This is a genomic window from Pseudomonas fluorescens (assembly GCF_040448305.1).
Lineage (GTDB): Bacteria > Pseudomonadota > Gammaproteobacteria > Pseudomonadales > Pseudomonadaceae > Aquipseudomonas > Aquipseudomonas fluorescens_BH.
On record NZ_CP148752.1, the window covers coordinates 5,861,210 to 5,882,869 of the forward strand.

21 protein-coding genes, 4 tRNA genes and 1 pseudogene are annotated in these 21,660 nt (G+C 59.7%); 12 read left to right on the forward strand and 14 right to left on the reverse strand.

Annotated features, from left to right (window positions below):
• Nucleotides 1-75: 75 nt before the first annotated feature.
• A complete protein-coding gene (locus tag WHX55_RS26660; RefSeq protein ID WP_150757730.1) occupies nucleotides 76-498 on the reverse strand; it encodes a pilin in 423 nt (140 codons plus the stop codon).
• 227 nt (nucleotides 499-725) lie between these two features.
• Between WHX55_RS26660 and WHX55_RS26665 the strand changes: the two genes are divergently transcribed.
• Genes WHX55_RS26665 through yacG form a run of 4 tightly spaced genes read left to right on the forward strand, consistent with a single transcriptional unit; the run spans nucleotide 726 to nucleotide 3,634 of the window.
• On the forward strand, nucleotides 726-1,943 hold the full coding sequence (locus WHX55_RS26665; RefSeq protein ID WP_151214145.1) for a type II secretion system F family protein: 1,218 nt from the start codon (nucleotides 726-728) through the stop codon (nucleotides 1,941-1,943).
• Between the two features lies 1 nt (nucleotide 1,944).
• Nucleotides 1,945-2,817, forward strand: coding sequence for an A24 family peptidase (locus WHX55_RS26670; protein ID WP_353741595.1), 873 nt, complete (start codon nucleotides 1,945-1,947; stop codon nucleotides 2,815-2,817).
• On the forward strand, nucleotides 2,814-3,437 hold the full coding sequence (gene coaE / locus WHX55_RS26675; protein ID WP_353741596.1) for a dephospho-CoA kinase: 624 nt from the start codon (nucleotides 2,814-2,816) through the stop codon (nucleotides 3,435-3,437). Before WHX55_RS26670 ends, coaE begins: the two co-directional genes overlap by 4 nt.
• Nucleotides 3,434-3,634 carry a DNA gyrase inhibitor YacG gene (yacG, locus tag WHX55_RS26680; RefSeq protein ID WP_007970539.1) on the forward strand — a complete coding sequence of 67 codons (201 nt, stop codon included), beginning with the start codon at nucleotides 3,434-3,436 and terminating at the stop codon, nucleotides 3,632-3,634. Before coaE ends, yacG begins: the two co-directional genes overlap by 4 nt.
• 34 nt (nucleotides 3,635-3,668) lie before the next feature.
• Here yacG and WHX55_RS26685 read toward each other — a convergent pair whose 3' ends face one another.
• Together WHX55_RS26685 and WHX55_RS26690 are read right to left on the reverse strand one after the other, a co-directional pair.
• Nucleotides 3,669-4,358, reverse strand: coding sequence for an energy-coupling factor ABC transporter permease (locus WHX55_RS26685; RefSeq protein ID WP_150727090.1), 690 nt, complete (start codon nucleotides 4,356-4,358; stop codon nucleotides 3,669-3,671).
• 71 nt (nucleotides 4,359-4,429) lie between these two features.
• The gene (locus WHX55_RS26690) at nucleotides 4,430-5,362 is read right to left on the reverse strand and encodes a LysR family transcriptional regulator (protein WP_151214147.1); all 933 of its coding nucleotides are present in this window, start codon (nucleotides 5,360-5,362) and stop codon (nucleotides 4,430-4,432) included.
• 121 nt (nucleotides 5,363-5,483) lie between these two features.
• Here WHX55_RS26690 and WHX55_RS26695 point away from each other — a divergent pair, with 121 nt between their 5' ends.
• The gene (locus tag WHX55_RS26695) at nucleotides 5,484-5,726 is read left to right on the forward strand and encodes a DUF2790 domain-containing protein (protein ID WP_057713259.1); all 243 of its coding nucleotides are present in this window, start codon (nucleotides 5,484-5,486) and stop codon (nucleotides 5,724-5,726) included.
• Nucleotides 5,727-5,734: 8 nt separating this feature from the next.
• Here WHX55_RS26695 and WHX55_RS26700 read toward each other — a convergent pair whose 3' ends face one another.
• Genes WHX55_RS26700 through WHX55_RS26710 form a run of 3 tightly spaced genes read right to left on the reverse strand, consistent with a single transcriptional unit; the run spans nucleotide 5,735 to nucleotide 9,587 of the window.
• Complete coding sequence (locus tag WHX55_RS26700) at nucleotides 5,735-7,003, reverse strand: OprD family porin (protein ID WP_353741597.1); 1,269 nt, start codon at nucleotides 7,001-7,003, stop codon at nucleotides 5,735-5,737.
• Between the two features lie 16 nt (nucleotides 7,004-7,019).
• Nucleotides 7,020-8,240 carry a benzoate/H(+) symporter BenE family transporter gene (locus WHX55_RS26705; protein WP_353741598.1) on the reverse strand — a complete coding sequence of 407 codons (1,221 nt, stop codon included), beginning with the start codon at nucleotides 8,238-8,240 and terminating at the stop codon, nucleotides 7,020-7,022.
• Nucleotides 8,241-8,243: 3 nt separating this feature from the next.
• On the reverse strand, nucleotides 8,244-9,587 hold the full coding sequence (locus tag WHX55_RS26710; RefSeq protein ID WP_353741599.1) for an aromatic acid/H+ symport family MFS transporter: 1,344 nt from the start codon (nucleotides 9,585-9,587) through the stop codon (nucleotides 8,244-8,246).
• Nucleotides 9,588-9,806: 219 nt separating this feature from the next.
• Between WHX55_RS26710 and WHX55_RS26715 the strand changes: the two genes are divergently transcribed.
• From WHX55_RS26715 to WHX55_RS26725, 3 genes are all read left to right on the forward strand, one after another.
• Entirely contained in the window at nucleotides 9,807-10,433 is a 627-nt protein-coding gene (locus tag WHX55_RS26715) for a DUF1780 domain-containing protein (protein ID WP_007970534.1), read from the forward strand.
• 104 nt (nucleotides 10,434-10,537) lie between these two features.
• Nucleotides 10,538-10,711 (forward strand): DUF3094 domain-containing protein, encoded by a 174-nt coding sequence (locus tag WHX55_RS26720; protein WP_007970531.1) that lies wholly within the window; start codon nucleotides 10,538-10,540, stop codon nucleotides 10,709-10,711.
• Nucleotides 10,712-10,771: 60 nt separating this feature from the next.
• Nucleotides 10,772-12,070, forward strand: coding sequence for an NAD(P)/FAD-dependent oxidoreductase (locus tag WHX55_RS26725; protein ID WP_150727051.1), 1,299 nt, complete (start codon nucleotides 10,772-10,774; stop codon nucleotides 12,068-12,070).
• Nucleotides 12,071-12,242: 172 nt separating this feature from the next.
• Here WHX55_RS26725 and WHX55_RS26730 read toward each other — a convergent pair.
• The 7 genes from WHX55_RS26730 to rluD form a co-directional block, all read right to left on the reverse strand.
• Nucleotides 12,243-12,319, reverse strand: a tRNA-Pro gene (locus tag WHX55_RS26730).
• A 94-nt stretch (nucleotides 12,320-12,413) separates the two neighbouring features.
• Nucleotides 12,414-12,489 (reverse strand) — tRNA-Lys (locus WHX55_RS26735).
• Between the two features lie 5 nt (nucleotides 12,490-12,494).
• A tRNA-Pro gene (locus WHX55_RS26740) sits at nucleotides 12,495-12,571 on the reverse strand.
• 9 nt (nucleotides 12,572-12,580) lie between these two features.
• Nucleotides 12,581-12,656 (reverse strand) — tRNA-Asn (locus tag WHX55_RS26745).
• A 300-nt stretch (nucleotides 12,657-12,956) separates the two neighbouring features.
• The gene (gene clpB / locus WHX55_RS26750) at nucleotides 12,957-15,521 is read right to left on the reverse strand and encodes an ATP-dependent chaperone ClpB (RefSeq protein WP_353741600.1); all 2,565 of its coding nucleotides are present in this window, start codon (nucleotides 15,519-15,521) and stop codon (nucleotides 12,957-12,959) included.
• A 130-nt stretch (nucleotides 15,522-15,651) separates the two neighbouring features.
• Nucleotides 15,652-16,377, reverse strand: coding sequence for a peptidoglycan editing factor PgeF (gene pgeF / locus WHX55_RS26755; RefSeq protein ID WP_150757737.1), 726 nt, complete (start codon nucleotides 16,375-16,377; stop codon nucleotides 15,652-15,654).
• Nucleotides 16,374-17,336, reverse strand: coding sequence for a 23S rRNA pseudouridine(1911/1915/1917) synthase RluD (rluD, locus tag WHX55_RS26760; RefSeq protein ID WP_008052092.1), 963 nt, complete (start codon nucleotides 17,334-17,336; stop codon nucleotides 16,374-16,376). The genes pgeF and rluD overlap by 4 nt, the downstream gene beginning before the upstream one ends.
• Before the next feature lie 151 nt (nucleotides 17,337-17,487).
• Between rluD and WHX55_RS26765 the strand changes: the two genes are divergently transcribed.
• The 4 genes and pseudogenes from WHX55_RS26765 (at nucleotide 17,488) to WHX55_RS26780 (ending at nucleotide 20,552) form a co-directional block, all read left to right on the forward strand.
• Nucleotides 17,488-18,510 carry an outer membrane protein assembly factor BamD gene (locus WHX55_RS26765; RefSeq protein WP_150754964.1) on the forward strand — a complete coding sequence of 341 codons (1,023 nt, stop codon included), beginning with the start codon at nucleotides 17,488-17,490 and terminating at the stop codon, nucleotides 18,508-18,510.
• Nucleotides 18,511-18,635: 125 nt separating this feature from the next.
• The gene (locus tag WHX55_RS26770; protein ID WP_150727047.1) at nucleotides 18,636-18,869 is read left to right on the forward strand and encodes a PP0621 family protein; all 234 of its coding nucleotides are present in this window, start codon (nucleotides 18,636-18,638) and stop codon (nucleotides 18,867-18,869) included.
• A gap of 28 nt (nucleotides 18,870-18,897) precedes the next feature.
• Nucleotides 18,898-19,218, forward strand: a pseudogene (locus WHX55_RS26775) (hypothetical protein); the annotation flags it as partial.
• Entirely contained in the window at nucleotides 19,215-20,552 is a 1,338-nt protein-coding gene (locus WHX55_RS26780; protein ID WP_150754966.1) for a sigma-54 dependent transcriptional regulator, read from the forward strand. The pseudogene WHX55_RS26775 and the gene WHX55_RS26780, both read left to right, overlap by 4 nt.
• Nucleotides 20,553-20,556: 4 nt before the next feature.
• On the opposite strand, the gene thiO is transcribed toward WHX55_RS26780, so the two are convergent.
• Nucleotides 20,557-21,657 (reverse strand): glycine oxidase ThiO, encoded by a 1,101-nt coding sequence (gene thiO, locus WHX55_RS26785; RefSeq protein ID WP_150754967.1) that lies wholly within the window; start codon nucleotides 21,655-21,657, stop codon nucleotides 20,557-20,559.
• Nucleotides 21,658-21,660 lie beyond the last annotated feature (3 nt).

A 21,660-nucleotide genomic window follows, 5' to 3' on the forward strand; every position in this document is an offset into this window, starting at 1 on the left:
GCTTTATCTGCGGCATTTGACGACGGGTCGACAAACAGGAAAATCCCCGCAAAAGCGGGGACTTGATTCAGCACTTCATGCCGCAGAACCGGAACACCCTTTTGGCAAGTAATCCTTGGAAACGCTGCTTTTACATGACCAGCCTTTGTCTTCGTCCCGTGTCAGGGTGACGGTTTTTCCCTGGACCACCCCCGGGGCATTGTGCAACGTACAAACGATTGATCCCGCTCCCGCCGGCGTCGTAGCCGTCACAGACAGGGCGCAATGGTTGGTCGATGTCTCGCCAGCGGGCGCCACGTTGGCAATTGTCGGGGTTTCCCCCTGGCTGATCACATCCTCGAACGGCACCTTCATTGCAGTCAGTTCGGCCAGCGCCGCCGTGACCTTGGCCCGAGCCTGGTACTTGGAATACATCGGCAGACCCAGTGTTGCCAGGATCCCGATGATCGCCACCACGACGAGCAACTCGATCAGGGTAAAACCTTTCTGATTGTTCATGTACAAGCTCCATGCATGAGTCGAAGGCTCATGACCTGCCCCATGGCAGCACAGCCTGTGCCAAGGCCAGAAGCCCCTGTTGGCAGGGGGCGTGGTGGCCGCACAGCCCTTGCCTACTACCAGGATCAGCACTATCTGACGTTTTTTGTCACCTCACCCTTGCGGGTTTGGCCCCGTCCCTTGACTAGGCTATAAGAGCAATTCAATCGGAATACCCAGGACTGAACATGGCGGTCAAGGCAGCGAAAATCAGCGTGTATGCATGGGAAGGCATCGACCGCAAAGGCACAAAAGTGACCGGCGAACTCAGCGCTCAAAACCCGGCGCTGATCAAGGCGAAACTGCGCAAGCAAGGCATCAGTCCCGGCAAGGTCCGCAAGAAAAACCATTCGGTGTTCAACATGGGCAAGCGCATCAAGGCCCAGGACATTGCCCTGTTCACCCGGCAAATGGCGACGATGATGAAGGCCGGGGTGCCGTTGTTGCAGTCCTTCGACATCATCGGCGAGGGCTTCGACAATCCGGCCATGCGCAAGCTGGTGGACGAACTGAAACAGGAAGTTGCGGCAGGCAGCAGCTTCGCCGCCGCCCTGCGCAAGAAGCCCCGGTATTTCGATGAGCTGTATTGCAACCTGGTGGATGCCGGCGAGCAGGCCGGTGCCCTCGACACCCTTTTGGAGCGGGTCGCGACCTACAAGGAAAAAAGCGAAAGCCTCAAGGCCAGGATCAGGAAAGCCATGACCTACCCGCTGGTCGTGGTGTTCGTCGCGGCAATTGTCACCGGGATTCTTCTGGTCAATGTCGTGCCGCAGTTCGAGTCGGTGTTCAAAGGCTTTGGTGCAGAACTGCCGGCCTTCACCGTAATGGTCATTGGCCTGTCGCAATTCATGCAGGCCTGGTGGTGGGTGGTCCTTGGCGCGCTGGTCACCACGGCCTTCGGCGTGCGCCACGCCCTCAGGACATCCCCGGCCTTCCGTGACCGGATGGATACCTGGCTGCTGAAACTGCCGCTGGTGGGCACCCTGATGCACAAGTCCGCCGTGGCCCGGTTCGCCCGTACACTGTCGACCACTTTTGCTGCCGGCGTGCCGCTGGTGGAGGCCCTGGAATCAGTGGCCGGTGCGACCGGCAATGTCGTGTTCAAGCGCGCGGTATTGCGCATCCGGCAGGACATCTCGACCGGCATGCAATTGCATTTCGCCATGCGTACCTGCGGCGTCTTTCCGAACATGGCGATACAAATGACCGCCATCGGCGAAGAGTCAGGCACCCTGGACGCTATGCTCGACAAAGTCGCGGGGTTCTACGAAGACAACGTCGATAATATGGTCGATAACCTCACCAGCCTGATGGAGCCGTTCATCATGGTGGTGCTGGGTGTTATCGTCGGTGGACTGGTAGTTGCCATGTACCTGCCCATCTTCCAACTTGGCTCAGCGATCTGACATGCCCTTGAATGAAATCCTGATTCACTCTGCGCTGGCCTTTGTCCTTCTCGCAGGCATCACCGGCCTGCTGGTCGGCAGTTTCCTCAATGTCGTGATCTGGCGCCTGCCGAAAATGCTCGAACGCGACTGGCGTGAGCAGGCCCATGACATTCTCGGGCTGCCTGGCGAAACGCCGCTGCCGACCTACAACCTGTTGCTGCCCCACTCCCAGTGCCCGCACTGCGGTCACCGAATCCGCGCCTGGGAAAACATCCCGCTGCTCAGTTATGTGTTTTTGCGCGGCCGCTGCTCAGCCTGTAAGGCAGCGATCAGCCCGCGCTATCCGTTGACCGAACTGGCCTGCGGGCTGCTGTCGGCGTTTGTTGCCTGGCACTTCGGCTTTGGTTGGCCGGCCGCCCTGGTACTGGTCCTGAGCTGGGGGTTGCTGGCGATGAGCCTGATCGACGCCGAACATCAGATATTGCCGGACGTACTGGTGCTGCCGTTGATATGGCTGGGGTTGATCGTCAACAGTTTCGGCCTGTTCGTGTCGTTGCACGAGGCGCTTTGGGGGGCGATCGCCGGCTACGGCCTGCTGTGGTCGGTGTTCTGGCTGTTCAAGCTGATCACGGGCAAGGACGGCATGGGCTACGGTGATTTCAAGCTGCTGGCGATGCTGGGTGCCTGGGGTGGCTGGCAGATTTTGCCGCTGACCATCCTGCTGTCCTCGCTGGTAGGTGCCATTATCGGGCTGATCCTGCTGCGCTGGCGCAATGCAAAAACCTCGACGCCGATCCCTTTTGGTCCCTATCTGGCCATTGCCGGCTGGATTGCGTTGCTCTGGGGTGGTCAAATAACCGACCTCTATTGGCAGTTTGTCGGTTTGAAATGAATAGCCCTGTGGAAAAACCCTGGATTCTCGGCCTGACCGGCGGCATCGGTAGCGGCAAAAGTGCGGCCGCCCAACACTTCATCGATCTGGGCGTGCATGTGGTCGACGCCGATCATGCCGCTCGCTGGGTAGTGGAACCCGGCCGCCCGGCACTGGCGCAAATCGCCGAGCACTTCGGCACCGGCGTGTTGCAGGCCGACGGGCAACTGGAGCGCGCCGCACTACGCAAATTGATCTTCGAGGTGCCTGAAGAGCGCCGCTGGCTGGAGGCGCTCCTGCATCCGCTGATCGGCGAGGAGATCGCTCACCACCTGGCGCTGGCAAAATCGCCTTATGCGATTCTGGTTTCGCCGCTGCTGATCGAGTCCGGGCAATACACCATGACCCAACGGGTGCTAGTGATCGATGCCCCCGAACAATTGCAGATCGAACGTACCCTGCAACGTGACCAGACCAGCGAGCAGCAAGTCCAGGCGATCCTCAAGGCCCAGTCCAGCCGTCAGGATCGCGTGAGCCATGCCGACGACGTCGTGGTCAATGACCGCGACCTTGCCTGGCTGCACAGTGAGGTCGAACGCCTGCATCACTTTTATCTTTCTTTGCGTGGAGGCCAGTCATGAGCCAACCAACAACCGTCGAATGCCCAACCTGTGGCGCCCCCGTGGAATGGACCGCCGAGAGCAAATTCCGGCCATTCTGCTCCGACCGCTGCAAACTGATCGACCTGGGCGCCTGGGCGTCCGAAGAGCACAAGATTCCAGTGGCTCCCGATGCCGAGGACGAGATGTTCAGCGGTGACTTCGACCCGCGTCATTGATTCCGACCGCGGCGATTTCAGGCTTTGATCCGGATCAAGGCTTGGGATCGTCGTCCTTCCAGGGAGCCGAGAGGTAGCGGGTGCGGTTGAACGTCTCCAGCCACTCCGGGCAGAACACCACCAGCGCACTGACGATCATGCCGTTGATAAACGCTTCGGGAAAAATGATCAGCCACAGATATCCGACAAAGTCTTCCAGCCAGTACGGCATGGCAAAACGCTCGTCGAACCATAACAACCAAAGCGCCAGCAGCAGGCACAGCAACGCCGACAGCGCCGCCGCAAAAAATCCGGAAACGAAGATATACACAAAGGGATTTCGCGGCTGAGCACGCTCCACCAGGATCGCGCAGCACTCGGTGACCAGCACCGGCAGCGCAATCAACAGCGCGCCATTGATCCCGACCGCCATCAGATCCTGCCGACCGAGCAACACCAGCCCCGTTTGCGCCACCAACCCGCCGACCAGCGCCAGCGGCCAGTCCAGCAGTAGCGTCACCGCTGTCATGCCGATGAAGTGGTAAGACACGCCAGTATCAAAATCGCGCCGCACCAGCCACAACAGAAACAGCGCAAACACCGTTCCAAACAGCAGATGCTGACGACGGCTGTCGGTGAACAGTTCAACCCACGGTGCGCGACAGATCGCCCAGATCAACACCGGCACATAGATCAGCCAGCCGACCGCAAGGGTTTGCGATGACAGCAACTCTGCACCGATCATGGCTACGCGCGCCTCCCAGGCGAAGAACAACAGGCACTCAGTCTACACCGCCGCTCGCCTGCCCTTCGACTTCAAGCCCAATGCCGCGGATCGTTCATCACCGCGTCATGCTCGGCGAACAGCTTCGGTAGCTCTGACTTGAGAAAGTCCACCCAGGTACGCACCTTGGCATCGAGAAAGTGTCGCGAAGGATACAGCGCATACACATTGCGTTCGCGCAGGCGCCATGCCGGTAACACGCGCAGTAAAGTGCCGTCGCTCAAGGGCCGCGTCGCGGTGTAGAACGGCAGCAGGCTGATGCCCATGCCCGCCTCCGAAGCCTTGACCATCGACTCGGCAACATTGCACTGAAAGGTCTTGGCCGGGCTGACGGCGTGCTCGCCTTGCTCGTCCTGGAACAACCATTGATCGCTGTACAACGGGTCGAGCATGCGCAGGCATTGATGATCGCTCAGCGCCAGAGGCTGCTGCGGCACGCCCCGGCGTTGCAAGTAAGCCGGGGAGGCACAGGGCACGCTGTAGATCTGCCCGACGGCCTGCGCAACCATTTGTGAGTCGGCCAGTTCGGGCGCTATCGAAATCACCACATCGTGCCCTTCCTCCAGCGGATCGGGATTGCGCTGCGACAAGGTCAGCTCGAACACCACATCGGGATAGAGCTCGCTGTAGCGGGCGATCAACGGCGTGAGCAGCACACCCAGGCCGTTCATGCTGTGCACCCGCAGGCGTCCGGCCGGATTGATATGAGCGCCCCGGGCCTCGGCCGTCGCCTCGTCCATGGCTTCGACGATTTGTCGGCTGCGCAGCAGGAAGCGCTCGCCGGCGTCGGTCAGGCTCAAGCGCCGCGTGGTGCGTTGCAGCAGTCGCGCCTGAACATGCTCCTCCAGATCCGCCACCAATCGGGATACCTGCGCGGTCGACAGATCCAGCGCATCGGCAGCCCCGGTGAAACTGGCGCAGTCCACCACCCGGATGAACACGCGCAAGTTGTTAAGCACATCCATAAGCCCCCCTCGGGCGATGACTGTTACGTTTTATGTAAGGCTGCATCCGCCGTTCGCCCCTTTATCCGTCGGTGGCAAAGACTAAAATTCAGACATCAGAACCGACACGGAGCACGCCAACATGAAAACGTTGATCAGCCTGTTGCTGACCGTCATCGCCACCTCGGCCATGGCCGCCGACAACGAACCCCTCGCGGTCCTGTATAACCCGGCACAGCCCCTGGACATCGCCAAGGTGGTTTCTGTGTCCGACACGGCGACCGCGTGCGGGGTTGTACCGGCGACCATGGAGTATGTCGATCATCAGGGCCAGACCCATCGCGTGACCTACAACGTCATGGGTGATTGCACCAGCAACCTGTGATCAATGGCTCACAGCAAGGTCCACGTGTAGCTGAGGATCAAGCGGTTCTCGTCGATATCACTGCGGTAGTTTGAACGCGCCATCGCATTGCGCACACGGATGCCAAGGCCCTTGAGGCTGCCGCTCTGCAGCACATAGCCGATGTCCAGGTCACGCTCGCGATCCTTGCCTTCAAACCCCTTGCCGGTATCGACGTTATTGCCGCTGATGTAGCGCACGGTACTGGTCAGCCCCGGTACGCCGAGCGCCGCGAAGTCGTAGTCGTAGCGCGCCTGCCAGGAACGTTCATCGGTGGAGGCGAACTCGTAGGTCGGCACTTCGTTGCCCAGTGGTGAGATGTTGGCAAACACCCGTGGGAACGCACTGTCACCGAACATGCCCTGATAGCCGACGTAAAACGTATGGCCGCCACGCTTGGCCGACAGCAACGAGAAGAACGCCTGGTTGTCGATGTTGCCCAACAGTTTCTTGCCGTCCTCGCGCGAATCGTAGTAACCGAGGTTGGCACCGAGGATCCAGTCGCCCACCGGCTCACTGTGTTTTAAACCCAGAAAACGCTGGTTGTAGGTATCTTCCAGTTGCCCGTACCAGGCGCTGACCGAGCTGCGCTTGTCGTTGAAGACATAATCAGCGCCGGCAAAATTGAAACCGTCACTGCTGACCTGGCGCTGCGGCACATGGCCCAACATCGCTTGCATCTTTTCGTCGCCAGCCTCATTGCGCAGGCTGGTTGAACTCAAGTGACCACCCTGCAGCGTCAGGCCATTGATCTCGTTGGAGGTGATGCTTGCGCCCTGATAACTCGGTGGCAGCAGGCGAATATCGCTGAATGCCAACACTGGCAGATTGGGTTGCAGCTCACCGACTTTCAGCTCGGTTTTGGAGTAGCGCATCTTCAACGCGCCTTCCAGACGACTGTAGTTGTCCGCCGCGCGGCCGTCGTCCTGCACCGGCAGCAAACCCGTGTTGGTCCGGTCCGGAGCGCTGTCGAGCTTGAGGCCGAGCAAGCCGATGACGTCCACCCCAAACCCGACGGTGCCCTGGGTGTATCCGGACTTCACGTTGAGTATGAAACCCTGGGCCCACTCTTCAGCCTTCGATTGCTGGTTGGCGCCGACGATGTCGGAATAGTCGCGGCTGAAGTAGTAATTGCGCGCCTGCAACGTCGCGGTGGTGTCTTCGACAAAGCCGGTTTCAGCCGCCATCGCACCCGTGGAAAAACCCGAGACGACAGCCAGGGACAACGCCGAACCGGTTGTTGGGAGAATCTGTTTCATCGTTTTTCTCTTATTGTTATTGATCGACTGGTTGAAGGACTTCAGTTGCAGTGGATTTTCGACGGGGAACGGAACGACGGGCGCTCAACAGCACATGGGTGACCATGCCGAAAATCAGCCCCCAGAACGCCGCGGACAAACCGAACAACGACATGCCCGAAGCCGTGACCAGAAAGGTCACCAGCGCGGCTTCACGATCGCTCGGCACCGCCATCGCGCCCGTTAACGCGCCAGCAATGGCGGCGAACAGGGCCAGCCCGGCCAGTGCCCCGATCAGCTCTTTGGGGAACGCTGAAAACAGCGAGACCAGCGTGGCACCGAAGATCCCCAACAGCAGGTAACACAGGCCGCCGACGACCCCGGCCACGTAGCGTTTGCGAGGATCTTCGTGGGCTTCGCGACCCGTGCAGATCGCCGCGGTGATCGCCGCCAGATTCAGTCCATGGCACCCGAACGGCGCCAGCAATGCCGTGCCCAGCGCGCTACTGGCGATGATCGGGCTCGCCGGCGTTGGATATCCACTGGCGCGCAGCACCGCCATACCGGGCACGAATTGACCGGTCAGCGCCACCATCACCAGCGGCAAGGCGATGTTCAGGATCGCACCCAGGCTGAACTCAGGCGTGATCCACACCGGCGTGGCCAGGCCGATCACCAGCGCTTCACGATGCAAATCACCGGTGAACGCGGCAATCGAACAGCCCACCAGCAGCACCATCATCACTGCATAACGCGGCATCACACGCTTGCAGATCAGGTAGCAGGCAAACATCGCCAGGACCAGCAACGGCTTGTGCTGCATCGACACGAACAACCCGGTGCCGAAACTGAACAGGATCCCCGCCAGCATCGCCGCCGCGATGGCGGCGGGCAGCTTGTTGATGATCCGGTCGAAAGCGCCCGAGATGCCAACCACGAAAATGATCAGGCTGCTGACCAGATAAGCCCCCACCGCCTCTGCCATGGAGATGTCCGGCAACAGCGTCACCAGCAACGCCGAGCCCGGCGCCGACCAGGCGATGATCACCGGAACGCGGTAGCGCAGGCTCAAACCGATACCGAGCACGGCGCTGCCAATGGAGATCGCCCAGATCCAGGACGACAACACTTCCCGCGAAAGATGTGCCGCTTCTGCCGCCTGAAAGATGATCACCAACGGGCCGGCATAGGAAATCACCGTGGCAATCAATCCAGCCACGGCGGCTGACAACGAGAAGTCCTGGAAAAACGCTTTCATGATTCAGGCACCGGTCGCTGACAACGCTGGGTTGACGCCAGCAGCGCTGCGTCGGCTGCTGATGGCGAACACAGTCATGGCCAGGGCCGCCACCGCACCGGGCAAGGCAAACGCCATGAAGTTCAGTTGCAGGGGCAAGCTGATCCCGAGCAACGCACCACCCAGCAGCGGACCGACGATGGCCCCGTTGCGCCCGATGCCCGACGCCCAGCCCAGGCCGGTAGAACGAATCGTCATGGAATAAAACTGCGCGGCGCAGGCGTACAAAAGAATCTGCGAGCCAATGGTGGTGGCACCCGCAATGGCGATCAGCAGGTACAACACCGGCATCGGGCTGTTGAAGCCCAACAGGGTTATCGACACCGCCGCCATGGCGAAAAACACCGACAGCACCCGCGGCAGATTGAGTTTGTCGCCCAGCACCCCGCCACCGACCGCGCCGAAGATCGCCCCGAAGTTCAACACCAGCAGGAACGACAGGCTCGAACCCAGGCTGTAACCGGCGTTGGCCATCAGTTTCGGCAGCCAGGAACTCAGCGCGTACACCATCAACAGGCAGCAGAAAAACGCCAGCCACAGCATCAGCGTGCGCAGCGCACGGCCTTCACGGAACAGCTGCAACACCGGGGTGCCCGTGCCTTTCACTTCGACCATGTGCAATTGATCGGAGGTTTGCGCGACGTAGGCCGGATCAATCCGCTGAAGAATGTTGCGCGCCTCTTCATTACGCCCCTGACGCAACATGAAGCCCACCGATTCGGGCAGGAAATACATGATCAGCGGCAACAACAGCAACGGCAGGACCGCCACGTAAAACACCGACTGCCAGCCGAAACTCGGGATCAGCACAATGCCCAGTCCGGCGGACAGCATGCCGCCCACCGAGTAACCGCTGAACATGATCGCCACCAGCGTGCTGCGGATTTTTTTCGGCGCGTACTCGTTCATCAGCGCCACGACGTTAGGCATCACGCCGCCAATGCCGAGCCCGGCAATGAAGCGGCAGAGGCCGAACTCGGTGGGGTTTCGGGCGAAACCATTGAGCACGGTGAAACCACTGAAGAGCATCACGCAGATCGTGATGGCTTTCTTGCGGCCGATCCTGTCCGACAGCGGTCCGAAGAACAGCGCGCCGAACATCATGCCGAACAGTGCATAACTGCCCAGTGCACCCGCTTGCAGGGGACTGAGCCCCCACTCTTTCATCAGCATCGGCAAGACCACGCCGTAGATCACCAGATCGTAACCGTCGAAGATAATGATCAAGGCGCACCAGAACAGCACCATCCAGTGAAAGCGGTTGAAACGAGCGTTGTCGATGACCTCATGTACGTCGATCTTGCGCATGGCATCTATCTCTTGTTGTTGTTTTATTAGAGCGGCGGTAACACGGCTTACGTCCGTACAGCCGAGGGTAGAGCCGCCCAATACGTGGCAATAGCCAGTGAGCGCAGATCACTATCCGTTTTGTGCAGGGCCCTGAAACGGGCATGGGAACGGGAGGCTATGAGCCTCTGCGACAAATTGTCTTCTTTGCGATCACATTTGAACGCTAAGCTTGGGCCTATGGATGACTCAGATTATTTACGCCTGCTGACCATCGCGGCCGAGCAAGCCAACGCGTTCCTGTCCAATGCCCGCAAATGGGAGCGTGAGCGTTGGGTCTGCCAGCGCCTGCTGCAAGGCTTGAACATTCCCTATCGTGCCGATGAATTCGCCCCCGCCGGGGAGCCGCCGGACGTGTTGTTTCGCGATGCCAGTTTCGAGGTGTTCTTCGTGCTCGACGAGGGTCGACGCCTCAACGATGAATGGCGTGACGAACTGCAACGCCGCCGCAGCGCGTTTTCCCTGAGTCAACTGGTGCGCCGCGAGGCCAAGCCACGACGTATCCCCGCCAACGAGTTTTTGCTGCGATTGGCGCCGACCTTGCGTAAAAAAGCGCACAACTACAAAGAGCGCGGCATGGATCTGGGTGAACTGGACATCATTGCCTTCGCCAGCCTCAAACGCGAAGTGCTGGACCTCAACAGCCATTTCCCGCCGCCGACCGAATACCTGCGCCAGGGCTGGCGCTCGCTGTCATTGGTTGGGCCGACATTTGCCCGCGTGCTGTTCGCTCACCCGGATGCGCCGGACTTCTTACGCAGCAACCTGGGGCGCAGCATTGTGTTCGACGTCGGGATCAGCCTGTGAGCCTCGAGCCTTTCCCCGGCCAGCAGCTAAGCTCCGTTCACAGCCGAATAATTTCCCTGTAGCTTCTACACATTCAGCAACGTCTACCCCTGACGAGGCCCGATATGACCAGCCGCCTGAACCCCGACGACCAAAAGCATGTCGAAGAGTACCTGCAGTTGTCCCAGCACCAAGTCGAGCGCCGGCCTTTCCGGCCGTGGATGCTCCTTGTACTGGTCTTGGCAGTGACCATTGGTCTGGGCCTGTTGAGCCGACTTATAAGTTACCTGACGCTATGAGCTGCCTTGCGCTCGCTCGGGTAATTGCACCGATTTCTTTTAGCCTTGCGAGTTATCCCCATGTCCCATCGTATTGTTATTGTCGGCGGCGGCGCCGGCGGTCTGGAGTTGGCTACCCGTCTGGGTAAGACTCTGGGCAAGCGCGGCACAGCCAGCGTGATGCTGGTCGACGCGAACCTGACCCACATCTGGAAACCCTTGTTGCACGAAGTGGCGGCCGGTTCCCTGAACTCTTCCGAAGACGAACTCAACTATGTCGCCCAAGCCAAATGGAACCATTTCGAGTTCCAGCTGGGGCGCATGAGCGGGCTCGATCGCGCGAAGAAAAAAATCCAGCTGGCCGCCACCTATGACGAAGCTGGTGTGGAGTTGGTGCCAGCCCGCGAAGTGCCTTACGACTCGCTGGTGATCTCCGTCGGCAGCACCACCAACGATTTCGGCACTCAGGGCGCGGCGCAGCACTGCCTGTTCCTCGACACCCGCAAACAGGCTGAGCGATTCCACCAGCAACTGCTCAATCACTATTTGCGCGCTCACGCCGGTCAGACCGACACGATCGAGCAAATCAGCGTGGCCATCGTCGGCGCCGGTGCCACCGGGGTCGAACTGGCCGCCGAACTGCACAACGCCGCCCACGAACTGGCAGCCTATGGCCTGGACCGGATCAAACCGGAAAACATGCACATCACCCTGATCGAAGCCGGTCCACGGGTGCTGCCGGCGCTGCCAGAGCGGATTGGCGGACCTGTGCATAAAACCCTGGAGAAACTCGGGGTCAACGTCATGACCAATGCCGCTGTCAGCGAGGTGACGGCCGACAGCCTGATCACCGCCGACGGCAACGAAATCAAGGCCAGCCTGAAAGTCTGGGCCGCAGGGATTCGTGCACCGGGTTTCCTCAAGGACATCGATGGCCTGGAAACCAACCGCATCAATCAGCTGCAAGTGCTGCCGACCCTGCAAACCACCCGTGACGAGAACATCTTCGCCTTCGGTGACTGCGCCGCCTGCCCGCAACCGGGCAGCGACCGCAATGTGCCACCACGTGCCCAGGCCGCTCACCAGCAGGCTTCGTTGCTGGCCAAATCGCTGAAACTGCGCATCGAAGGCAAGGCACTGCCGGAGTACAAGTACACCGACTACGGCTCGCTGATCTCGCTGTCGCGTTTTTCGGCTGTGGGTAACCTGATGGGCAACCTCACCGGCAGCGTGATGCTCGAAGGCTGGCTGGCGCGGATGTTCTACGTGTCGCTGTACCGCATGCACCAGATGGCGCTGTACGGGCCGTTCCGCACGGCGATGCTGATGCTGGGCAGCAAGATCGGTCGCGGTACCGAGCCACGGCTCAAGCTGCACTGATGTAAACCTGTGGGAGCGAGCTTGCTCGCGATGGCGTCCTTTCTGTCGATATCAATGTCGCCTGATACACCGCCATCGCGAGCAAGCTCGCTCCCACAGGGTTTTGTGGCACGCCCAGTATTTTCGAAAGCAAAAAAAATCCCCGTATCTTTCGATACGAGGATTTTTAATATGGTCGGGGTAAGGGGATTCGAACTCCTGACATCCTGCTCCCAAAGCAGGCGCGCTACCGGACTGCGCTATACCCCGGTAAAAAAAAGGCACCCTTGAAGGCGCCTTCTTCGATCAGCGCTTTTGGCCTCTGATCTTAAGATTCGATTCCAGCGTTAACTGGTTTCAAAAATGGTGGGTCGTGTGGGATTCGAACCTACGACCAATTGGTTAAAAGCCAACTGCTCTACCAACTGAGCTAACGACCCAAAAATGGTCGGGGTAAGGGGATTCGAACTCCTGACATCCTGCTCCCAAAGCAGGCGCGCTACCGGACTGCGCTATACCCCGGTTTGAAATTGGCTCCGTGACCAGGACTCGAACCTGGGACCCAATGATTAACAGTCATTTGCTCTACCGACTGAGCTATCACGGAACTACACATTTCAATTTACAACTTTGAAGCTTTACTGCGTTCTCTTCGACCCGTTCGCATCACTGCGTTCGTGTGTCTGAGGCGCGCTATTCTACAATCTTCAGCACCTCTGTCAACCCCCTAAATTGCTTTCAAGTTAATGATTTGCAACTTATTTTGGATTCCTGCTTGGGGAGCGGAAACCCTGGCGGGTGACTTACTGCGGGGCGCACTTTACAAGCCTTTTCCTTTGAGTTCAACAGCCTAACGAAAAAAAGGCCTCGTTATGCGAGGCCTTTTCGATTTTGCTGCCGTTTTGAATCAGACGAAGACGATTTCGTCGTTTTCCACCACACCGTGAGCGGTATCGCCCGGCATGAATCGACCGGACAGGATCAGCTGCGCCAGCGGGTTCTCGATCCAGCGCTGGATAGCACGCTTGAGCGGCCGTGCGCCATACACCGGGTCGTAACCGACCGCGATCAGCTTGTCCATGGCTTCAGGGCTGAGCTCAAGCTTCAGTTCCCGCTCGGTCAGGCGGCTGCGCAGACGACCCAACTGGATCTCGGTAATACCGGCGATCTGATCTCGTGCCAATGGCTCGAAGATCACCACTTCGTCGACCCGGTTGATGAACTCCGGCCGGAAGTGGCTGGAAATCGCATCCATCACCGCTGCACGCTGCGCCTCACGATCACCGACCAGTTCCTGGATCTGCACCGACCCCAGGTTGGAGGTCATGACAATCACGGTGTTCTTGAAGTCCACCGTGCGGCCATGGCTGTCGGTCAAACGACCATCCTCGAGCACCTGCAGCAAGATGTTGAACACATCCGGGTGCGCCTTCTCGACTTCGTCCATGAGGATCACCGAATACGGCTTGCGACGTACGGCCTCGGTCAGGTAACCGCCCTCTTCATACCCCACGTAGCCTGGTGGCGCACCGATCAAGCGAGCCACGGAATGTTTCTCCATGAACTCGGACATGTCGATCCGCACCATCGCCTCTTCAGTATCAAAGAGGAACTCGGCCAGCGCCTTGCACAGCTCGGTTTTACCGACACCGGTCGGGCCGAGGAACATGAACGAGCCGCTCGGGCGATTCGGGTCGGACAACCCGGCGCGGGAACGCCGCACAGCGTTGGAAACCGCAACCACCGCTTCGTCCTGGCCGATCACACGCTGGTGCAACAGGCTTTCCATTTTCATCAGCTTTTCACGCTCGCCTTCGAGCATTTTCGACACCGGAATACCGGTCCACTTCGAAACGACTTCGGCGATCTCTTCTTCAGTCACCTTGCTGCGCAGCAACTGGTTTTCCGGTTTGCCGTGCTGGTCGACCATTTGCAGGCTGCGCTCCAGGTCCGGGATCACCCCGTACTGCAATTCAGCCATGCGGTTCAGGTCGCCTTTACGGCGAGCGGTTTCCAGTTCCTGACGGGACTGTTCGATCTTCTGCTGGATCTGCGCAGAACCCTGAACTTCGGCTTTCTCCGAGTTCCAGATTTCTTCGAGATCCGAGTACTCACGCTCATGCCGAGCGATTTCTTCCTGCAATTTTTCCAGACGCTTCTTCGCTGCGTCATCGCTTTCTTTCTTCAGCGCCTGGGATTCCACCTTCAGCTGAATCAGGCGACGCTCCAGACGGTCCAGCACTTCCGGCTTGGAGTCGATCTCCATGCGGATGCGGCTGGCGGCTTCATCGATCAGGTCGATGGCCTTGTCCGGCAACTGTCGGTCAGTGATGTAGCGATGGCTGAGCTTGGCCGCGGCAATGATCGCGCCGTCGGTGATCGCCACCTTGTGGTGAACCTCATAACGTTCCTTGAGGCCACGCAGGATGGCGATGGTGTCTTCTTCGCTCGGCTCATCCACCAGCACCTTCTGGAAACGTCGCTCGAGGGCGGCGTCCTTCTCAATGTATTGGCGGTACTCGTTGAGCGTGGTGGCGCCTACGCAGTGCAGCTCACCGCGGGCCAGGGCCGGCTTGAGCATGTTGCCCGCATCCATCGAGCCTTCGCCCTTACCGGCGCCGACCATGGTGTGCAGTTCGTCGATGAACAGGATGATCTGCCCTTCCTGCTTCGACAGTTCATTGAGCAGGGATTTCAGGCGCTCTTCGAACTCACCGCGATACTTGGCACCGGCAATCAGCGCCCCCATGTCCAGGGACAACAGGCGCTTGCCCTTGAGGCCATCCGGCACTTCGCCATTGATGATGCGCTGGGCCAGGCCTTCGGCGATGGCGGTTTTACCCACGCCAGGCTCACCGATCAGCACTGGGTTGTTCTTGGTCCGACGTTGCAGCACCTGGATTGTGCGGCGAATTTCATCGTCACGGCCGATCACCGGATCGAGCTTGCCGTCTTCGGCACGCTTGGTCAGGTCGACGGTGTATTTGTCCAGCGCCTGTCGCGCTTCTTCGTGGTTAGGGTCGTTGACGGCCTCGCCACCGCGCAGGTTGTTGATCGCATTTTCCAGGGCTTTCTTGCTCACGCCCTGGCCGAGCAACAGTTTGCCGAGCTTGCTGTTTTCGTCCATGGCGGCGAGCAGCACCAGTTCGCTGGAAATGAACTGGTCGCCCTTTTGCTGGGCCAGACGGTCGGCCTGGTTGAGCAGGCGCGCCAGATCCTGCGACATGTTCACGTCACCGGTCGGGTTCTGGATTTTCGGTAGCTGGTCGAGCTCTTTGGTCAGCTCTTTACGCAGGCTATTGACGTCGAAGCCCACCTGCATCAACAGGGGCTTGATCGAGCCACCCTGCTGTTCGAGCAAGGCTTGCATCAAGTGCGCCGGCTCGATGGCCGGATGATCGTGACCGACTGCCAGGGATTGGGCATCGGACAACGCTAACTGCAATTTGCTGGTTAAACGGTCTATACGCATGGGTCACCTTCCTTTTGAGCAGGCCGGACCTATAAAACATCCTGAATGAAGAAACCTGCCAGATACCACAATAGATGTGGTCGATTCTGGGAGTTTCAAGCGTCGGGACGTTGATGCAGGTCAGGGAAGCTTAGCGGGCGAGCCAGATCAGCGAGGCGAATCGGCCGGTGCGGGACGCACGGCGATAAGAAAAGAAGCGAGGGTCGGTTACGGTGCAGAAACCACCACCATAGACAGCCGTTACACCACGAGCTGCCAGACGCAAGCGGGCCAGCATATAGATGTCGGCCATGAACTTGCCGGGGTTTTGGCTCGGTACAAAGGCTTCTGCCGCTTGCGGCAACTGCTGTACGAAGGTTTCGCGCACCTCCGGACCAACTTCAAAGGCTTGCGGGCCGATAGCCGGGCCGAGCCAGACCAATACTTCGGCAGGTGGCACGGCCAGACTGTCGAGGGTGGCCTCCAGCACGCCCGCCGCCAACCCGCGCCAACCGGCATGAGCCGCTGCGACACGGGTGCCGGCACGGTCGCAAAACAACACTGGCAGACAATCGGCCGTCATCGCCGCGCAGGCGACGCCCGGCGTTGATGTCCAACTGGCATCAGCCGTATCCACCCGGCCTGGATCGGCATGGGCCACGACAATGCCGTGGACCTGCTGCAGCCAGGCCGGTTGAATGGAGAAATGATCGGTAAGACGACGGCGATTCTCGGCAACAGCTTCGGGGCTGTCGTCGACGTGATCGCCGAGGTTGAGGCTGTCGAACGGCGCCACACTGACGCCGCCCGCACGGGTGGTCACACAGGCTTTGACCCCGGCCGGCGCGGGCCAGTCAGGAATCAGCCAGTCACTCATCCGATGAACGCCTCGCGATCTTGCTTGAGCAGGGTCAGCAACCAGACGAAATCTTCCGGCAACGGCGACTCCCAGCTCATGCGCTGACCGGTGGTCGGATGATCCAGTTCCAGGAAACGCGCATGCAGCGCCTGACGCGGGAAGTTTTTCAGCGACTCGACCATGGTCGGGTTGGCGGCCGGCGGAATACGGAAACGACCGCCGTAGGCAGGATCTCCGACCAACGGGTAGTTGATGTGCGCCATGTGCACGCGAATCTGGTGCGTACGACCGGTTTCCAGCTTCACCCGCACGTGAGTGTGGGAGCGGAAGCGCTCGAGCACGCGGTAATGGCTGACGGCTTGCTTGCCACCTTCCATCACGGCCATGCGCTGGCGTTGCTGGCCGTGACGACCGATCGGCGCGTTGATCTTGCCACCGGCTGTCACCACACCGATCACGATGCACTCGTAGATCCGGCTGACGCTGCGGCTCTGCAACTGTGTAACCAGCTGCGTCTGCGCTTGAATGGTCTTGGCCACCACCATCAGGCCGGTGGTGTCCTTGTCCAGGCGATGCACGATACCGGCGCGGGGTACATTGATGATGTCCGGCACGTGGTGCAGCAAGGCGTTGAGCAAGGTGCCGTCGGCATGACCGGCAGCCGGGTGCACCACCAGGCCCGCAGGCTTGTTGATCACCAGGATGTCGTCGTCTTCGTAGACGATATCCAGGGCTATGTCTTGAGCGACCCATTCGCCCTGAGCTTCCTGCTCGGCAGTCAGCTCAAGGATGGCGCCGCCGTGGACGATGTCTCGCGGGCGGATAACCGCCCCATCCACAGTCAGGCGGCCGTCTTTGATCCAGGCGGAAAGGCGCGAGCGCGAGTGCTCAGCGAATAGTTGTGCGGCGACTTGATCGAGGCGTTGGCCGCCCAATTCGGACGGCACCTCTGCGCGAAGTTCAATTTTATCGGACATGCTCAGACTAGGCGTCGGCACAGCCTTTGGTTTCGGCTGCGCGCTTGTGGTTAAATACGGCGTCTTTTGCCCCGAGGCTATTCAACGGGGCGCTCATCATAACAGGACGGCCACGCCCAAGACAGCGGCCGTCATAGGGACGCAAGCCGCCATGCAAGTGAAACACCTGCTGCTGATCGCCATCCTCGCATTGACCGCTGCTTGCTCATCGAAGGAAGTCGTAGACGAAAACCTCAGTGAAGTCGAGCTGTACCAACAGGCTCAAGCCGACCTGGACAATAGCAGCTACACCAGTGCCATCGCCAAGCTGAAGGCTCTGGAATCGCGTTATCCGTTCGGTCGCTATGCCGATCAGGCGCAACTCGAACTCATCTACGCCAACTACAAGAACACCGAGCCTGAGGCTGCAAAGTCTGCAGCGGAACGCTTCATTCGCCTGCACCCACAGCATCCGAACGTCGATTATGCCTACTACCTCAAGGGCCTGACTTCTTTCGACCAGGATGTCGGCCTGCTGGCGCGTTTCCTGCCGCTGGACATGACCAAGCGTGACCCGGGCGCCGCCCGCGACTCCTATAACGAGTTCGCCCAGCTGACCAGCCGCTTCCCGAATAGCCGCTACGCGCCAGACGCCAAGCAGCGCATGATTTATCTGCGCAACCTGCTGGCGGCCTACGAAATTCACGTGGCCGACTACTACCTGACCCGTCAGGCCTATGTCGCCGCCGCGAACCGCGGTCGTTACGTGGTGGAAAACTTCCAGGAAACCCCTTCGGTCGGCGACGGCCTGGCGGTGATGACCGAGGCCTACCAGCGCCTGCACCTGGACGAACTGGCTGCCACCAGCCTGGAAACCCTGAAGCTCAACTACCCGAACCACCCGACGCTGGTGGACGGTCAGTTCGTACCGACCGTGGCCGAAGCCGACAACCGTTCGTGGCTGAGCAAGACGACCCTGGGCCTGATCGAGTCCCGTCCGCCGCTGCCACCGGGCGAAACCCGCGCCAACCAGGACGTGCAGAAGCAGTTCCAGGACGCCAAGGACGCAATCCCGAGCGAGCTCAAGCCTAAAGACGACAATGGCGAAGCGCTTGAAGAAGAAAATCACGAAGCGCAAGGCAACGACAGCGACCGTTCGTGGTTCAGCTACATGACCTTCGGCGTGTTCGACTGACACCTTAGGTTGTGCAAAAAGGGAGACTTTCGAGTCTCCCTTTTTTATTTCAGCGCTTTATTACACTGTGCGCCTGTCTGGTCCTTGGCTAAACTGCCGCTTCATCAATCAAAAAGCAGCTCACCATGCTTCGTTTATTGTTCTGGATTGCCCTGATTGCCGCTGCAGTATGGTTCTGGCGCAAATTCAAGGGGCAGGCCTCCACCCCCAAGCCCCCTGCCGAACGGGAAGCGGCGCCAATGGTCCGTTGCGCCCATTGCGGCGTTCACCTGCCGCGCGACCGCGCACTGAGCCTCGACCAGCAATGGTATTGCAGCCAGGCTCATCTCGAGCAAGACAAAGGTTCCAAAGGCCGCTGACACCTCACCCGAAATGGCGGTCGATTGAGAACTATCGCGCGCCCCCAAGGAACTGAAAGGCATCGATCGACGTCTGACGCAGATTATTCAAGATCACTCTCTGCGAATGAACCGGGTAATCGAAAACGTCCTGCACCTGCTGCGCCGCGAGCAAATGTCGCCGCTACGGCTCGACCTGAAATCACTGGAAATACTCGATAATGAAGCCCCAGCCCGCCATATCAAAGGCCTGGGGCTTTATCTGTCCGGCCAGCCGGGCGAAAGCATTCTGTCCCGCCTAGACTTCAAAGCACGCCAGGAAAGCGGCTGCTTTTGCATGACCTATGCTCACGGACGAACCCCACATTGAACACCAGACCACGACAAAAAGTCTTGATCGTCGATGACGAACCGGACATTCGCGAACTCCTGGAAATCACCCTGGGAAGGATGAAACTGGAGACGTTCAACGCCCGCAACGTCGGCGAAGCGCAATCCCTGCTCAAACGCGAAACCTTCGATCTATGCCTGACCGACATGCAATTGTCGGACGGTACCGGCCTGGAGCTGGTGCAGCACATCCAGCAGCGCCACCCTCAGGTCCAGGTGGCGATGATCACCGCCTATGACAGTCTCGAAAACGCGATCAATGTGCTCAAGGCCGGGGCATTCGACTTCCTGACCAAACCGGTGGACCTTACGCGCTTGCGTGAACTGGTCACCAGCGCCCTGCTGGTTCCTGCCCGCGGGGGCGGTATCGATCGATGCTTGCTGGGCGACTCATTGCCCATGCGTAACCTGCGCAAACACATCACCAAACTGGCCAGCAGCCATGCGACGGTATACATCAGCGGAGAATCCGGCAGCGGCAAGGAATTGGTCGCGCGCCTGATCCATGATCAAAGCCCCCGCGTCAATCAGCCGTTCATTGCGATCAACTGCGCGGCGATCCCTTCGGAGCTGTTGGAGAGCGAGTTTTTCGGCCATCGCAAAGGCAGTTTCAGCGGCGCCATCGAAGACAAATCCGGCCTGTTCCAGACAGCACACGGCGGCACCCTGCTCCTCGACGAAGTGGCTGACCTGCCACTGACCATGCAAGTCAAACTGCTGCGCGCGATTCAGGAAAAAGCCGTACGCAGCGTCGGCGGGCAGCAGGAAGTGGCGGTGGATGTGCGCATTCTCTGCGCCACCCACAAAGACCTTGGCGCCGAAGTTGCCGCCGGACGATTTCGTCATGATCTTTACTACCGTTTGAACGTGATCGAACTCCCGGTGCCGCCCTTGCGCGAGCGTCGTGATGACATCGAAATGCTAGCCAGCCACATACTCAAGCGCCTGGCCGCCGATACCGGTCAACCTGCCGCGAGACTCCACCCCCAAGCCCTCGATGCGCTGAAAAGCTATCGCTTCCCGGGCAATGTTCGGGAACTGGAAAACATGCTCGAACGGGCGCACACCTTGTGTGAGAACAAACAGATCGAAGCCGGCGACCTGCGCCTGGCTGAAGGCAACTGTGGGGCTGAGGGTGGCGTGCCGGACCTGACCCGGATCGACAATCTGGAAACCTACCTGGAAAACGTCGAACGCCAACTGCTGCTCCAGGCCCTGGAGGAAACACGCTGGAACCGCACGGCGGCGGCTCAGCGGTTGAATCTGTCATTCAGGTCAATGCGTTACCGGCTCAAGAAGCTGGGATTGGATTGAGGCTTTAAAGTCTTCCGGCAGGCGCATAAGGCGCCGGATCGATAATCGGTGCCCGGCCCAGCATCACATCGGCAAACAGCTGGCATGACGCCGGAGCCAGCACAAGCCCGTTACGGTAATGCCCGCAGTTGAGCCAGAGCCCGTCAAACCCCGGCACCGGGCCGATGTAAGGAATGCCCTCGGGTGATCCCGGGCGCAATCCGGCCCAATGCCCCACCACTTCGGCATCGGCCAGCGCCGGGATCAGTTCCACGGCGGACGCCTTCAGGCTTTCCAGTGCCGACCCGGTCGGCGTCTTGTCAAAGCCTTCATGCTCCAGCGTACTGCCGATCAGTATGTGCCCGTCACGCCGGGGAATCGCATAACGCCCCTTGGCCAGGACCATGCTCGGCAGGAAATCCGCCGCACACTTGTAGAGAATCATCTGCCCTTTCACCGGCTCGACCGGCAGCGTCAGATCAAGACACTTGAGCAAATCACCGCTCCAGGCCCCCGCCGTCAGGACAACTTGATCGCCCAGGACAGTACCAGTGGAGGTCTGTACGCCGACCACTTTGTTGCCATCACGAACAAATCCGCTGACTTCGCACTGCTCATGGATCGTCACGTTCGGCAGCGCCAGCAACGCGGCCTTGAGTGACTTCACCAGACGCGGATTGCGCACGTTGGCGACGTCGGCCATATAGATCGCCCGGGAAAAACCACTGCCCAGCACCGGCACGGCGTCGTGTGCCGCCGAAATATCCACCGCGCTCAGCGGACGATTTTCCCGGGCGGCCCATGCCAGCGCTTCAGCCTCGTCATCCAGATCCAGCCAGTACAGACCAGTGGTGTGCACTTCAGGATCAACGCCAGTGGCGGCAAACAAGCGCTCGCCCAGCTGTGGATAAAAGTCCTGGGACCAGTGAGCCAACGCGGTGACCGCCGGGCTGTAGCGCCACGGGTAAAGCGGCGAAACGATGCCACCACCGGCCCAGGACGACTCCTGACCGACGTTCGAGCGATCCAGCAGCACAACGCTTTGCACTTCGGAGGCGAGATTGAACGCCGTCAGCAATCCAATCACCCCACCGCCGACAATCACCACTTGCTGTTGCCTGGTCATGTT